This window comes from Providencia zhijiangensis (assembly GCF_030315915.2).
In the GTDB taxonomy this organism is placed as follows: Bacteria; Pseudomonadota; Gammaproteobacteria; order Enterobacterales; family Enterobacteriaceae; genus Providencia; species Providencia zhijiangensis.
The window spans coordinates 909,688-923,599 of the sequence record NZ_CP135990.1; the positions used below are offsets into that span (position 1 = coordinate 909,688).

At 43.8% G+C, this 13,912-nt stretch carries 12 protein-coding genes; 11 read left to right on the forward strand and 1 reads right to left on the reverse strand.

Features of this window, described 5'->3' with window-relative positions:
* Positions 1-181: 181 nt before the first annotated feature.
* Positions 182-1,237 carry a DNA polymerase IV gene (gene dinB, locus QS795_RS04060; RefSeq protein ID WP_154639442.1) on the forward strand — a complete coding sequence of 352 codons (1,056 nt, stop codon included), beginning with the start codon at positions 182-184 and terminating at the stop codon, positions 1,235-1,237.
* 80 nt (positions 1,238-1,317) lie between these two features.
* Here the strand turns inward: dinB and pepD are convergent, their stop codons facing one another.
* Positions 1,318-2,778, reverse strand: coding sequence for a beta-Ala-His dipeptidase (pepD, locus tag QS795_RS04065; protein WP_286270885.1), 1,461 nt, complete (start codon positions 2,776-2,778; stop codon positions 1,318-1,320).
* Between the two features lie 319 nt (positions 2,779-3,097).
* Between pepD and gpt the strand changes: the two genes are divergently transcribed.
* From gpt to recA, 10 genes are all read left to right on the forward strand, one after another.
* Positions 3,098-3,562 (forward strand): xanthine phosphoribosyltransferase, encoded by a 465-nt coding sequence (gene gpt / locus QS795_RS04070; protein WP_108479429.1) that lies wholly within the window; start codon positions 3,098-3,100, stop codon positions 3,560-3,562.
* 174 nt (positions 3,563-3,736) lie between these two features.
* Positions 3,737-4,987, forward strand: coding sequence for an esterase FrsA (gene frsA / locus QS795_RS04075; protein WP_154604572.1), 1,251 nt, complete (start codon positions 3,737-3,739; stop codon positions 4,985-4,987).
* Between the two features lie 71 nt (positions 4,988-5,058).
* Positions 5,059-5,460 (forward strand): sigma factor-binding protein Crl, encoded by a 402-nt coding sequence (crl, locus tag QS795_RS04080; protein WP_154604573.1) that lies wholly within the window; start codon positions 5,059-5,061, stop codon positions 5,458-5,460.
* A gap of 115 nt (positions 5,461-5,575) precedes the next feature.
* Positions 5,576-6,679: a glutamate 5-kinase gene (gene proB, locus QS795_RS04085; RefSeq protein WP_036954225.1), complete on the forward strand. Its 1,104-nt coding sequence runs from the start codon at positions 5,576-5,578 to the stop codon at positions 6,677-6,679.
* Between the two features lie 2 nt (positions 6,680-6,681).
* On the forward strand, positions 6,682-7,935 hold the full coding sequence (gene proA / locus QS795_RS04090; RefSeq protein ID WP_286270880.1) for a glutamate-5-semialdehyde dehydrogenase: 1,254 nt from the start codon (positions 6,682-6,684) through the stop codon (positions 7,933-7,935).
* Between the two features lie 293 nt (positions 7,936-8,228).
* On the forward strand, positions 8,229-8,726 hold the full coding sequence (aroL, locus tag QS795_RS04095; protein ID WP_154604575.1) for a shikimate kinase AroL: 498 nt from the start codon (positions 8,229-8,231) through the stop codon (positions 8,724-8,726).
* A 126-nt stretch (positions 8,727-8,852) separates the two neighbouring features.
* On the forward strand, positions 8,853-11,000 hold the full coding sequence (gene aas, locus QS795_RS04100) for a bifunctional acyl-ACP--phospholipid O-acyltransferase/long-chain-fatty-acid--ACP ligase (protein ID WP_286270877.1): 2,148 nt from the start codon (positions 8,853-8,855) through the stop codon (positions 10,998-11,000).
* 1 nt (position 11,001) lies between these two features.
* Positions 11,002-12,204, forward strand: a complete 1,203-nt coding sequence (gene lplT, locus QS795_RS04105) for a lysophospholipid transporter LplT (protein WP_154639446.1) — start codon at positions 11,002-11,004, stop codon at positions 12,202-12,204.
* Positions 12,205-12,218: 14 nt separating this feature from the next.
* Positions 12,219-12,734 (forward strand): nicotinamide-nucleotide amidase, encoded by a 516-nt coding sequence (gene pncC, locus QS795_RS04110; protein ID WP_318627171.1) that lies wholly within the window; start codon positions 12,219-12,221, stop codon positions 12,732-12,734.
* Positions 12,735-12,826: 92 nt separating this feature from the next.
* A complete protein-coding gene (gene recA, locus QS795_RS04115) occupies positions 12,827-13,894 on the forward strand; it encodes a recombinase RecA (protein WP_036954212.1) in 1,068 nt (355 codons plus the stop codon).
* The last annotated feature ends 18 nt before the right edge of the window (positions 13,895-13,912 follow it).

The following is a 13,912-nucleotide window of genomic DNA, read 5'->3' on the forward strand; positions in this document are numbered from 1 at the left end:
GTGGTTGTTGTAATATGTTCCATCAACTTTGTAAGCAATAAGCCTATAAATTAGGAGTAACTTTTTACTTTTTCGGTCATTTACAGTATTTCAGGAATACATTTCAATCAGATGAATAAGTTGCATGGCTAATAAAACCACTGTATATTTATTCAGTAATCATTGGTTGGGGGCAGCTATCATGCGTAAAATTATTCATATTGATATGGATTGCTTTTTTGCTGCGATAGAGATGCGCGATGACCCAAAATTACGCAATGTTCCACTGGCTGTCGGGGGAAGTGCAGACCGACGTGGCGTATTGAGTACCGCAAATTATGAAGCGAGACGCTATGGCGTTCATAGCGCAATGTCGACGGCGTTGGCATTGAAACTATGTCCTCACCTGAAAGTCGTCCCTGGTCGTATGGCGGTCTATAAAGAAGTTTCCCATCATATTCGGCAAATATTTGCCCGTTATACCGATCTTATTGAGCCATTATCTTTAGATGAGGCCTATTTGGATGTGACTGATTGCCAGCAGCTTCACGGCTCTGCCACGCTCATCGCCGAGGCTATCCGCCAACAAATTTTTGATGAGCTTCAGCTCACTGCTTCTGCGGGAATTGCCCCGATTAAATTCCTCGCCAAAATCGCCTCTGATATGAATAAACCCAATGGGCAATTTGTGATCACGCCACAGGAATTACCGGCGTTTATTGCCACGCTACCATTAAAAAAGATCCCCGGCGTTGGAAAAGTGACAGCGCAAAAACTGGCGGACATGGGGTTATTGACCTGCGCGGATGTTCAGCGCTATGACATGCTGGCGTTGGTAAAAAGCATGGGTAAATTTGGACAGGCTCTGTGGGAGCGCTGTCATGGCATTGATGAACGAGCAGTAAATACTGAACGCTTACGTAAATCCGTTGGGGTAGAACGCACTCTCGCCAAAGATATTCATCAGTGGGAGGAGTGTTTGCCTTTACTCGATACTTTATACGATGAGCTACATTTTCGCTTAGAGAAAGTGAAGCCAGATCTGCGTATTGCTCGCCAAGGTGTGAAATTAAAATTTGAGGATTTTCAGCAAACGACGCAAGAGCATGTTTATCCCATTATAGATAAGCAGGATCTTATTCGGTTGGCACAGCAGGCTTGGGAAAATCGGCGGGCAGGGCGAGGTGTCAGGTTAGTGGGCTTGCATGTGACATTGCAAAATCCACAAATCGAAAGGCAGCTTTCATTACTTTTATAGCTTTTATTATGTTTAAAGAATGAAAAAAATAGGGTCATAAACCGTAGCTTATGACCCTGTATTGATAGATTAAAGCTTACTTAGTTTTTCACTGGGATCGCTTTTAAGATAGCAGTTAACAGTGTCCAGTATTGACCCACGCTCTCAATGTGAACGCGCTCATCTGGTGAGTGTGCACCACGGATGGTTGGTCCAATGGAGACCATATCCATTAATGGATAAGGTTTTTTGAACAGACCACACTCAAGACCCGCATGGATAACCATGATATTTGGGATTTTACCAAACAGTTTTTGGTAAGTGTCGCTAACAATATGCATGACTGGTGAGTCTGCATCTGGCTGCCAACCTGGGTATCCACCTTCAGCTTGGTACTGAGCTTTCGCCAGTTTTGTCAGAGACGTCAGCATATTAACGACGTAGTTTTTACCAGAGTCGATTAACGAACGGATTAAGAAGATCACTTCGGCTTTGTCTTCAGTCATTTTCACAACGCCTTCGTTCAGCGAAGTTTCAACAACCCCTTTCACCACATCACTCATACGGATAACACCGCTTGGTGCAGAGTTCAGGAAGAAAACTAAACGTTGTTGGCAATCATCAGTCAGTGCTTTTAAGTCACTCGTTGCTTCATCTAGCAGTAAAACTAAGTTAGGTTCTACAGCGGCTAATTCATTTTTCAGAATGCCTTCGTAGCGAGTTCTTAATGCGGTTAATTCAGCGACTTTATCAGCTGGCACTGCGATGGTTACTTGGCCTTCGCGTGGAATCGCGTTGCGTAGAGTACCACCAGTGAACTCCAGCAGTTTTAAGCTTAAATCTTCAGCGTGACCCGCTAAGAAACGCGCTAACAGTTTGTTTGCGTTACCTAAACCTAAGTGAATGTCGCCACCAGAGTGGCCGCCTTTAAGGCCTTTTAAGGTCATACGGAAGGTTTTATAACCTTGTGGTAATGCTTCACGGGTTAAATCAAATGTCGCAGTGAAATCAACGCCACCTGCGCAACCCATGTAAATTTCGCCTTCTTCTTCTGAGTCAGTGTTGATCAGAATATCCGCTTGTAACCAGTTTGGTTGTAGACCGAAAGCGCCGTCCATACCGGTTTCTTCGGTCATGGTCAGTAATACTTCCAGTGGGCCGTGCTCAACGCTGTCATCCGCTAATACCGCTAATGCAGAAGCCATACCGATGCCGTTATCTGCACCTAATGTTGTGCCTTCGGCAGTAACCCACTCACCATTAATATAAGGGCGGATAGGATCTTTAGTGAAATCGTGCTCTGTGTCGTTATTTTTTTGCGGCACCATGTCTAAGTGAGCTTGCAGTACAACAGGCTTGCGGTTTTCGTAGCCTGTAGTCGCTGGTTTACGGATTAAGATATTACCAACTTGGTCGCGCTCAACGTGAAAACCTTTCCCTTTAGACCATTCCATGATGTGGGCGGCTAAAGCTTCTTCGTGTTTTGATGGGTGAGGGATGGAGCAGATTTTAGCGAAAATATCCCACAATGGTTGTGGTTTTAGCGTTGATAATTGTGACACGTTCTTCTCCTTGGCACTTTGATCGTAATCTTTCCGTCATATTTCAAGCTGGGGATTGGCTTACATCCAAAACAATTAACTGACGGCGTTGGTCGCTTAATTTAAGATTGCACTTAAGTGTAATAACTCAGGTTTTAAGCGGTTTTATGTATTGGTTCAGCATAACACTTTCTATCGAATAATGGAGAGCGCTAATAAGAATAATTCATTTAGTGGGATGGTTTCACTGGTTTTTCCTGCGCCAAATCACTATAATCTCGCGCAACCTTTTTTCCGCAAGACACATTTCTGTTTTACTCACCTTCGGGACCCGAATTTTATGAGCGAAAAATATGTCGTAACGTGGGATATGTTGCAAATACATGCCCGTAAACTCGCACAACGTTTATTACCAGCAAAACAATGGACTGGTATCATCGCAGTTAGCCGTGGTGGTTTAGTCCCTGGCGCACTGTTAGCGCGTGAGCTGGGTATTCGTCATGTTGACACCGTTTGTATCTCTAGCTATGACCATGACAACCAACGCGAATTGAATGTCATCAAACGCGCTGAAGGCGATGGTGAAGGCTTTATCGTGATTGACGATTTAGTGGATACTGGTGGCACAGCGAAAGCTATCCGCGACATGTATCCAAAAGCACACTTCGTGACTATCTTTGCAAAACCAGCAGGTCGCCCATTAGTGGATGATTATGTGGTTGATATCCCACAAAACACTTGGATTGAACAGCCTTGGGATATGGGCGTTGTATTTATCGATCCTCTGTGCGAACAAGATAAGTAGTCCGAACGAAACAATTTAAATCTGTTTAGCCGTGATAGGTCGCGTTTGTTTGATAAAAACAACACATTATTACCTAAGTGATTTGAGCTAAACACGATATGATAGAGGGGAGTGCGAAATGCACTCCCTTTTTGTTTATGTGACAGATTTAATAGGTAAAAGTAGGGAACCCACATGACTCAGCAAAATTTATCCGAAAAACTTTTTAAACCTCGTGTTAGACAAGTTGAAACATCAACGTTGGTTTCTTATTCCTCCCATACTCTGTCCCAACTAGAGAACCACAGTGTATTAAGTGGTTCTTCGCATAATCATTGGTATCGTACTCTCAACCGGTTAATGTGGATTTGGCGTGGTATTGATGCGATTGAAATTGAAGAAGTTTTAAGCCGTATTGCCATTTCGGATGCTAAACGCAGCCGTGAAGAATGGTTGGATACCGTTATTGGTAATCGTCGCGGTAATTGGTGCTTTGAATGGTCCCATCAAGCCATGCACTGGCAACAAAAAGCCTTAGAATTTGAAAAAGGCCAGGAAGCGTGCGATGCGTGGTTGCGTGCCGCTAACTTATACAGTATTGCGGCATACCCGTTTATTAAAGGGGATGAGCTGGCGGATCAAGCGATTGTGTTAGCCTGTAAAGCTTATGATAGTGCGGCAAAATTCTCACAGTACCAATTGAAAAAAATCCCATTCAAAGTTGATGGTGGTAAAGAAGTCTGTGGCTTTTTGCACATACCATCGAATGTTCAAGGTCCTTATCCAACAGTGATGGTTTGTGGCATGCTGGATAGTTTACAAACAGATTACAGCCGCTACTTTCGAGAATATTTAGAGCCTCGTGGTATTGCGATGCTAACGCTGGATATGCCATCCATCGGTTATTCTGGCAAGTACTGCCTTTCGCAAGAAACCAGTACATTGCATGAACAGATTGTTCGCCAGCTCGACACCATCCCATGGATTGACCACACGCGATTTGCAATCACAGGGATCCGTTTTGGCGCGAATATTGCTGTTCGCTTAGCGTATATGTGCCCAGATAAAATCAAAGCCGTTGCGGTGATTGGCCCTATCGTCCATAGCCTATTACATGAAGAAAAATATCAGAAAGATATTCCCCGTATGGTGCTGGATGTTTTTGCTAGCCGCTTAGGAATTTATCAAGTTGATGGTCAATCATTACGCCATGAGCTCAGCTGTTATTCACTGCGTAATCAAGGCCTGTTGGGACGCCGTAACCAAGTACCGATGATGTCAGTATGTTTTAAAAATGATCCCTACAGTCCGAAAGCTGATTCAGATTTAATAGCGCGTTCATCTATGGATAGTCATTTATTGACGTTACCAAGTAGCCCTATTTTAGAGGCTTTCGAACGATCCATGTCAGATACAACCAAATGGTTAGAAAGTAAAATATTATAATTGTATTGAATAGCTTGCTTATTTTTTAACATTTGTTAAAAAGGGATCTTCCCAAGAAGGAGATCCTTAATATGGCGTTACCGACTGATTACACAAATGGAAAGTTTTTAAAGAAATTTGCTGCGATAGGGCCTTATTTACGTGAGCAACAATCTATCAAAAACTGCTACTTTTTTGATAGCTTAGTTGTCTGTGTTAATGCGAATATTGCGCCTGAAAAACGAGAGTTTTGGGGATGGTGGTTAGAATTAGCTTCCACGGATGAAGGGTTCGAATTTGCTTATAAATTAGGGATCTACAATAATCAGGGAAATTGGCAAGCAAAAACCTTGAAAGATGCCGCAACGACGGATGCCGTCGAAAAGAACCTGCATGCCTTCCATCAACGCCTTTCCCAGCAATTATCCGCTCTAGAATTAAGCTTGTTCCCATCCCCCTTAATGACAGAATTAAAGCTGGAATTAAGCGCATAAAATTGTTTTAAACCAACTTTTGTTTAATTTTGCGTTATGCCTGTTGGCATAACGCGCATCTCCTGATAAAACTGATACCCACTTTGTATTTATTAATCCTAATGGCAGAAAAAAGATGAAAAATAGCCAAACACTCGTGGTCAAACTTGGCACAAGTGTCTTAACAGGGGGCTCACGTCGTTTAAATCAAGCTCATATCGTTGAGTTGGTTCGACAGTGTGCGCAGCAATATGAAAAAGGTCACCGAATTATTATTGTCACGTCTGGCGCAATTGCTGCAGGACGTGAACATCTCAATTACCCCGAACTGCCGGCCACCATTGCATCTAAACAGTTGCTGGCGGCGGTCGGTCAAAGTCGTTTGATCCAATTATGGGAAAGGCTTTTTTCCATCTACGGCATTCACATTGGCCAAATGCTGTTAACGCGTGCAGATCTTGAAGATCGCGAACGTTTTTTAAATGCGCGAGACACACTGCAAGCGCTGTTAGATAACGGTATTATTCCGGTGATCAACGAAAACGATGCAGTGGCGACAGCCGAAATTAAAGTGGGGGATAATGATAACTTATCCGCACTTGCTGCCATTCTTGGTGATGCAGATAAATTACTGTTATTAACCGATATTGAAGGCCTTTACGACGCGGATCCACGCAGTAATCCGAACGCAAAACTAATCCCTGAAGTTCATGGCATTAATGATGATTTACGCCGTATGGCAGGGGATAGCGTAACGGGCTTAGGTACCGGTGGAATGGCAACAAAATTACAGGCGGCTGATGTTGCTGGCCGTGCTGGGATTGACGTGTTTATTGCAGCGGGCAATAAACCGGATGTCATCAATTCAGTGATTGAAAATATCCCTGTGGGAACCCGTTTTTATGGGCAGAAAAACCCAATGGAAAACCGTAAGCGCTGGATTTTTGGCGCTCCAGCGGCGGGGGATGTTTATATTGATGATGGCGCGCAGTTGGCGATCACCGAAAAAGGCAGCTCATTATTGCCAAAGGGTATTAAGAAAATAGAAGGCGATTTCTCCCGTGGCGCAGTGATCCGTATTCGCAATATGGCAGGCAAAGATTTGGCACATGGCGTAAGCCACTATAATAGTGATGCGCTCAGAATGATTGCCGGTCATCATTCCCAAGATATTGGTAAAATCCTTGGCTATGAACATGGCTCAGTTGCCGTTCATCGCGACGATATGATAGTGAGTTAATTATGTTAGAACAAATGGGTAAAGCGGCGCGCGAAGCGTCATGGCAGTTGGCTCAATTCAATACCAAACAAAAAAATAGTGCGCTTGAGCAAATTGCTGACCTCTTAGAGCAAAAGAGTGCCAGTATTTTAGCGGCTAACCAGCTGGATATGGCTCAAGCTCAGCAAAGTGGTATGAGCGAAGCATTACAAGATCGTTTATTACTGACCCAAGCGCGCTTAAAAAGCATCGCGGATGACGTCAGAAAAGTGTGCCAGTTGGCTGATCCGGTAGGGCAAGTCCTTGATGGTAGCGAGTTAGATAGCGGGTTAAATTTACAACGTCGTCGTGTTCCGTTAGGGGTTATTGGAGTGATCTATGAAGCCCGCCCTAATGTTACTGTGGATGTCGCTTCTTTATGTTTAAAAACGGGAAATGCGGTCATTCTGCGCGGTGGAAAAGAGACGCATAATACCAATCTTGCTGTGGTAGAGGTTATTCAGCAAGCGCTGAAAAATAGCGGGCTGCCAGCCAATGCGGTACAGGCAATCAATAATCCGGATCGTGAATTAGTGGCTCAATTATTAAAATTGGATCGCTATGTGGATATGCTGATCCCTCGCGGCGGTGCGGGTTTACATAAATTATGTCGTGAGCAATCTACAATCCCGGTGATCACTGGCGGAATTGGTGTTTGCCATACTTTTGTAGATGACTCTGTGGATTTTGATAAGGCACTGAGTGTCATTACTAATGCTAAAGTTCAGCGTCCAAGTGCATGTAATTCATTGGAAACACTGTTGGTTCATGAAGACATTGCGGCGAGTTTCTTACCGCATTTAAGTGAAAAAATGGCTCAGCAGCAAGTGATATTACACGCCAGCGAGAAAGCAATGGCATTCTTGAAAGATGGCGCTGCTAAAGTGGTTCCTGTTCAAGCGGAAAACTTAGTTGATGAATGGCTATCTTTGGACTTGAACGTTGAGATTGTTTCAGGGATTGATGCCGCTATCGAACATATTCGTCATTATGGTACCGCACACTCTGACGCCATCTTAACGGAGTCTATTCGCCAAGCGGATTACTTTGTGCAGCGTGTGGACTCGGCTGCGGTATACGTTAATGCCAGCACCCGTTTTACCGATGGTGGGCAGTTTGGACTCGGTGCTGAAGTGGCAGTGAGCACCCAAAAACTCCATTCCCGTGGGCCGATGGGGTTAGATGCTCTGACGACCTATAAATGGATTGGTTACGGTGACTTTTTAAGTCGCCCATAATTTAACCATAATAATATTGAGCCACACTGCGTGTGGCTTAAGTTGCAGACAAAGAGGGATAAAAGCGTGGTTTTTCCCTCTTTGTGTTATCAGGCGAAAATCAATAAATTGATTTTCCTGATTTATTTTTACAACCCTAAAGTACCATTTCCAAACCAGATAGGTTTTGAAATGGTTCGAGCCACACTGCGTGTGGCTTTATTTTTTGAGACTATTCGCCATTTTGGCTAACCTGCTAGAAGCATGTGTATGGCAAATTTATCATAGTAATCATGATGATGGGATGAATATCGATGTTCTACATTATTGGGCCTAGAGGCTCAGGAAAAACAACGATTGGTAAGAAGCTCGCAGAAAAAACGGGTTACCAGTTTATTGACACCGACAAACTTATTTTAGAACACGCGGGAATGAGCATTGCTGACATTGTCCAGCAACAAGGTTGGGACTATTTTCGTCAGCTAGAAAGCCAAATTCTTGCTTCAATCGAACCACAAAAAGCCATTGTTTCAACAGGGGGCGGTATTATTTTAGCCTCTGAAAATCAGCAGGTTATGCGGGATAATGGAACGGTCATTTATTTACGTTCCACTCCTGAAACCCTCGCACAGCGGCTTGCGGCAGAGCCTCAAGCAGAACAGCGACCGAGCTTAACGGGAAAATCACTGCTTGAAGAAATTGAAGAGGTGATGGAGCAGCGTGATCCTATCTATTTATCGACTGCGCACCACGTTATTGATGCCAATCAATCCATTGATGCTATCATTAAGCAGATCGCAAATTTGAGATAAATATTTGGTATACCAATGCCTTTAGGAATAAACCCCTTAATGAGGCGCATTGGCCACGAGATAATTATTGTAGTATCTAATTGTTAATCAATAGATAAAATTATCACCATAAGAAAGGGAATCATTATGTTGGCAAAGATAATAAAAAAAGTACTGAAGTTTTTGTTTCGTGTCGAAGTCATTGGCAATCCAAATGAGTTCAATCAAGACAAATGTATCATTACGCCAAACCATGTCTCTTTTCTTGATGGTGTGTTGATTGCGCTATTCTTACCAGTAAAACCTGTATTTGCTATGTACAGCACAGTGGCAACGCCTAAGATGATCAAGCGTCTTAAGCCTTATGCCGATGTTGTTGCATTAGATCCAAAGAACCCGTTGGGCCTCAGACACTTAGTTCGTGAAGTGGACAAAGGTCGCCCAATCGTTATTTTCCCAGAAGGCCGCATTTCTGTTCATGGTTCTTTAATGAAGATCTATGAAGGTGCGGCTTTTGTCGCTGCCAAATCAGGGGCAAAAATTGTCCCTATTCGTATTGATGGTGCGGAGCGAAGTTACTTTGGGCGCTTAAAAGGGGTTATCCCGTTAAAGTGGTTCCCGAAAATCAAGTTACACATTTTACCTGCTGAAGCCATTCCTATGCCGGATGCACCTCGTGCAGTTGAGCGCCGAGCATTAGCGGGTGAACACCTTTACCAAATCATGAAAGCGGCACGTATGGCAAGCCGCCCGCAAATGACGCTAGTCGAAGCCTTTATTGATAGTATTGAGCGTTACGGGCGTCGTTCTCGCTGCATTGAAGATATCGCTTTTAAAGAAGATAACTATCAAGGATTACTGAAAAAATCTCTTGGTGTTGGGCGAATTATCGAACGCTATACTCATGAAAATGAACGCGTCGGGCTATTACTGCCCAATGCGACAGTGACTGCCGCGGCGATTTTTGGCTGCTTAATGCGTGGTCGTGTGCCTGCAATGCTGAACTACACGGCGGGAAGCCACGGGATCAGTAATGCTTTGAAAGCGTCAACGGCGAAGGTGGTCTTTACTTCAAGACAATTTTTGGAAAAAGGGAAACTGACCCATATTCCAGAGCAAGTGCCTGAAGCCACGTGGATTTACCTCGAAGATTTAAAAGATACTGTCACTTTCCAAGATAAGTGGTGGATTGTTAAGCATTTATTCTCACCACGTAACGCTATTGTTCCCCGTAACGTGGATGACGAAGCCATTGTATTATTTACCTCTGGTTCTGAAGGGACGCCAAAAGGCGTAGTGCATAGTCATCGTAGCTTAATGGCTAACGTTGAACAGATCAAAACCATTGCCGATTTTACGCCGCGTGACCGTTTTATGTCATCACTGCCGTTATTCCACGCATTTGGATTAACCGTTGGGTTATTTATCCCGCTGTTTTCTGGGAGCCGCGTCTTCCTATATCCAAGTCCGTTACATTACCGAATTATTCCTGAATTGGTATATGACCGAAATTGTACCGTTCTGTTTGGAACCTCAACATTCTTAGGCAATTATGCACGTTTTGCCCATCCGTATGATTTTGCAAGAGTTCGTTATGTTGTGGCTGGCGCAGAAAAACTGTCAGATAAAACCAAGAAAATTTGGTACGAAAAATTTGGTATCCGTATTCTTGAAGGTTATGGCGTGACGGAGTGTGCGCCGATAGTCTCTATTAATGTCCCTATGGCGGCGAAAGAAGGCTCTGTAGGGCAGATTTTACCCAGTATGGAAGCCCGTATTATTCCATTACCAGGTATTGAACACGGTGGAAAACTTCAACTGAAAGGCCCAAATATAATGAAGGGTTATTTACGTGTAGAAGCTCCGGGCGTGTTAGAGGAGCCAAAAGCGGAAAATGCTCAGGGCGAGATAGAACCAGGCTGGTATGACACTGGGGATATTGTTGAGTTAGACAATAAAAACTTCTGCACCATTAAAGGACGAGTGAAGCGCTTTGCTAAACTCGCTGGCGAAATGGTTTCTCTTGAAAGTATTGAACAAATGGTGGCTGAGATCTCTCCAAGCTGCGACCACGGTGTTGTGACCAAACCCGACAGTAGCAAAGGGGAAGCGTTGGTGTTATTTACCACGGATAAGGATCTTGACCGAGGTGCATTATCTGCCGCAGCGAAAGGTAAAGGTTTAACCGAATTAGCGGTTCCTCGGGATATTCGTTGGGTTAAAGCCTTACCAGTATTAGGTAGCGGAAAAACGGACTTTGTGACATTAAAACAGATGGCGTTAACAGGGGAATAATATGCAGGAAAGCACACCAAATACGCCACTGATGAGCACCGGAATGAAAGCCGTTCTGGCGTCTCAGTTTCTTTCTGCATTTGCAGATAATGCGTTATTATTCGCGATATTAGCGCAGTTAAAAGCGGAATTTTACCCAGAATGGAGCCATCCAATTCTACAAATGGTGTTTGTCTTCACCTATATTGTGCTGGCACCATTTGTGGGGCAAATTGCGGATAGATTTTCTAAAGGCCGCGTGATGTTGTTTTCCAACATATTTAAATTTATTGGGGCATTGGGGATCTGCTTAGGGGTTAATCCATTCCTCTGTTACGGGTTAGTCGGTGTCGGTGCCGCTGCATATTCTCCGGCAAAATATGGTATTTTGGGTGAACTTACAGGTGGCGATAATTTAGTCAAAGCTAACGGACTAATGGAAGCCTCTACGATCGCAGCGATTTTAGTGGGTTCTGTGGTTGGCGGTATGCTCTCTGACATTAACCTACTATTGGCATTGGGAACTTGTTCTTTACTGTATGCGCTCGCGGTCATTGTTAACTTTTTTATTCCCCACTTAGCGGCTGCAAGACCAGGAACGGGATGGAATTTCAAACAGTTGCTGGGGGACTTCTTCTCCGCCTGTCGTATTTTATGGGCAAATCAAGAAAGTCGTTTTTCCCTTGTGGGCACCAGCATGTTTTGGGGCGCAGGGGTAACATTGCGTTTCTTGTTGGTGGCATGGGTGCCAGTGGCTCTCGGCTTGCAAGATAATACGACCCCGACCATTTTGAATGCGATGGTTGCAGTAGGTATTGTTGTGGGGGCAGGGTTAGCGGCGAAATTTATCACCTTAAAAACGGTCTATCGCTGTATTCCTGCAGGGATTGTGATTGGGGTTATGGTGGTTTTCCTTTCACTACAAACCAATATTATTCCTTCCTATTTTATTTTGATGGTATTAGGGATTTTTGGTGGGCTATTTGTGGTTCCACTGAATGCTTTACTTCAAGAGAAAGGTAAAGAAACAGTCGGAGCAGGTAATGCCATTGCAGTACAAAATCTCGGCGAAAACAGTGCCATGCTATTAATGCTAGGGTTATATTCTCTGGCGATAAAGGTCGGATTCTCGGTCGTGAGCGTAGGTGTCGGTTTTGGCGTGGTATTCGCAATTGCGATTGCAGGGCTATGGATTTGGGATCGCGCTCGTAAGAAAACAGCATAATGGTGAATAACCAAATGATAGATGAGAAGCAACTCGAAATATTAAGTATTCAGTTAGGACAGCGTTTACTGCAACTTGATAAAACAGTGACGGCGGCGGAATCTTGTACTGGTGGATGGATTGCCAAAGTGTTGACGGATATCGCAGGCAGCTCAGCTTATTTTAACCATGGGTTTGTAACTTACAGTAATAAAGCCAAGCATCAAATGATTGGGGTAACGAATGACTCATTAACGCGTTTTGGCGCAGTGAGTCAGCAAGTTGTTCAGGAAATGGCGCTTGGTGCATTAAATGAAGCTCAGGCAGACTTTGCGATGTCAGTCAGCGGAATTGCCGGGCCGGGTGGTGGCAGCGAAGATAAACCTGTCGGGACAGTTTGGTTTGGTTTTGCATTAAAGCAGGCCAATGGTACTGTGGATGTTGTGACTCGTCATCAGATATTCGAAGGTGATAGGTATCAAGTTCGTTTGCAATCAACAGGTTATTCGCTGGAAACGCTTTTACAGTTAATATCTGAAAAATTTTCTTGATACTGTATGATTATACAGTATACTTAGTTCCAACAAATCGAATTCAATCGTTTTATTCGCAATGGTTACCACCATTGCCTTAGGGAGTGAACATGGCTATTGATGAAAACAAACAAAAAGCACTTGCTGCGGCATTAGGTCAAATCGAAAAGCAATTCGGTAAAGGCTCCATTATGCGTCTTGGTGAAGACCGCACAATGGATGTTGAAACCATTTCAACAGGCTCTTTATCTCTTGACGTTGCTTTAGGTGCGGGTGGTTTGCCATTAGGGCGTATTGTTGAAATCTACGGTCCTGAATCTTCAGGTAAAACGACATTAACTCTGCAAGTTATTGCTGCAGCTCAACGTAGTGGTAAAACTTGTGCGTTTATTGATGCTGAGCATGCGCTTGACCCTATCTACGCGAAAAAATTAGGCGTTGATATTGATAACCTTCTGTGTTCCCAACCAGATACGGGTGAGCAAGCGTTAGAGATTTGTGATGCATTAACTCGCTCTGGTGCAGTAGACGTGATCATCGTTGACTCCGTTGCAGCATTAACACCAAAAGCGGAAATTGAAGGCGAAATCGGTGATTCTCATATGGGCCTTGCGGCGCGTATGATGAGCCAAGCAATGCGCAAATTAGCGGGTAACCTGAAAAATTCAAATACTTTGTTGATTTTCATCAACCAGATCCGTATGAAGATTGGTGTGATGTTTGGTAACCCAGAAACCACGACTGGTGGTAACGCACTGAAATTCTACGCTTCTGTTCGTTTAGATATCCGCCGTATTGGTGCAGTGAAAAACGGTGAAGAAATTGTTGGTAGCGAAACGCGCGTTAAAGTGGTGAAAAACAAAGTTGCGGCGCCATTTAAACAAGCTGAATTCCAAATCCTTTATGGTGAAGGTATCAATACCTTCGGTGAGCTGATTGACTTAGGTGTTAAACATAAGCTGATTGAAAAAGCGGGTGCTTGGTACAGCTATAACGGCGACAAAATTGGTCAAGGTAAAGCGAACTCGACAACTTACCTGAAAGAACATCCTGAAGTTGCACAAGAAATTGATAAAAAGCTGCGTGATTTATTATTAAACCACACAGGTGAATTTAACAGTGCAGCGACTGATTTCATCAGTGATTCTGATGAAGAGGAAGTTCCAGAAGAATTTTAATTCAACGCTAACCTGTTG

Excerpts from the sequence above, each read along its gene's own strand:
- proA (WP_286270880.1), top strand. The coding sequence starts at position 6,682 with ATGTTAGAACAAATGGGTAAAGCGGCGCGCGAAGCGTCATGGCAGTTG.
- aroL (WP_154604575.1), top strand. The coding sequence starts at position 8,229 with ATGTTCTACATTATTGGGCCTAGAGGCTCAGGAAAAACAACGATTGGT.
- aas (WP_286270877.1), top strand. The coding sequence starts at position 8,853 with ATGTTGGCAAAGATAATAAAAAAAGTACTGAAGTTTTTGTTTCGTGTC.
- frsA (WP_154604572.1), top strand. The coding sequence starts at position 3,737 with ATGACTCAGCAAAATTTATCCGAAAAACTTTTTAAACCTCGTGTTAGA.
- pncC (WP_318627171.1), top strand. The coding sequence starts at position 12,219 with ATGATAGATGAGAAGCAACTCGAAATATTAAGTATTCAGTTAGGACAG.
- recA (WP_036954212.1), top strand. The coding sequence starts at position 12,827 with ATGGCTATTGATGAAAACAAACAAAAAGCACTTGCTGCGGCATTAGGT.
- proB (WP_036954225.1), top strand. The coding sequence starts at position 5,576 with ATGAAAAATAGCCAAACACTCGTGGTCAAACTTGGCACAAGTGTCTTA.
- lplT (WP_154639446.1), top strand. The coding sequence starts at position 11,002 with ATGCAGGAAAGCACACCAAATACGCCACTGATGAGCACCGGAATGAAA.
- gpt (WP_108479429.1), top strand. The coding sequence starts at position 3,098 with ATGAGCGAAAAATATGTCGTAACGTGGGATATGTTGCAAATACATGCC.
- dinB (WP_154639442.1), top strand. The coding sequence starts at position 182 with ATGCGTAAAATTATTCATATTGATATGGATTGCTTTTTTGCTGCGATA.
- crl (WP_154604573.1), top strand. The coding sequence starts at position 5,059 with ATGGCGTTACCGACTGATTACACAAATGGAAAGTTTTTAAAGAAATTT.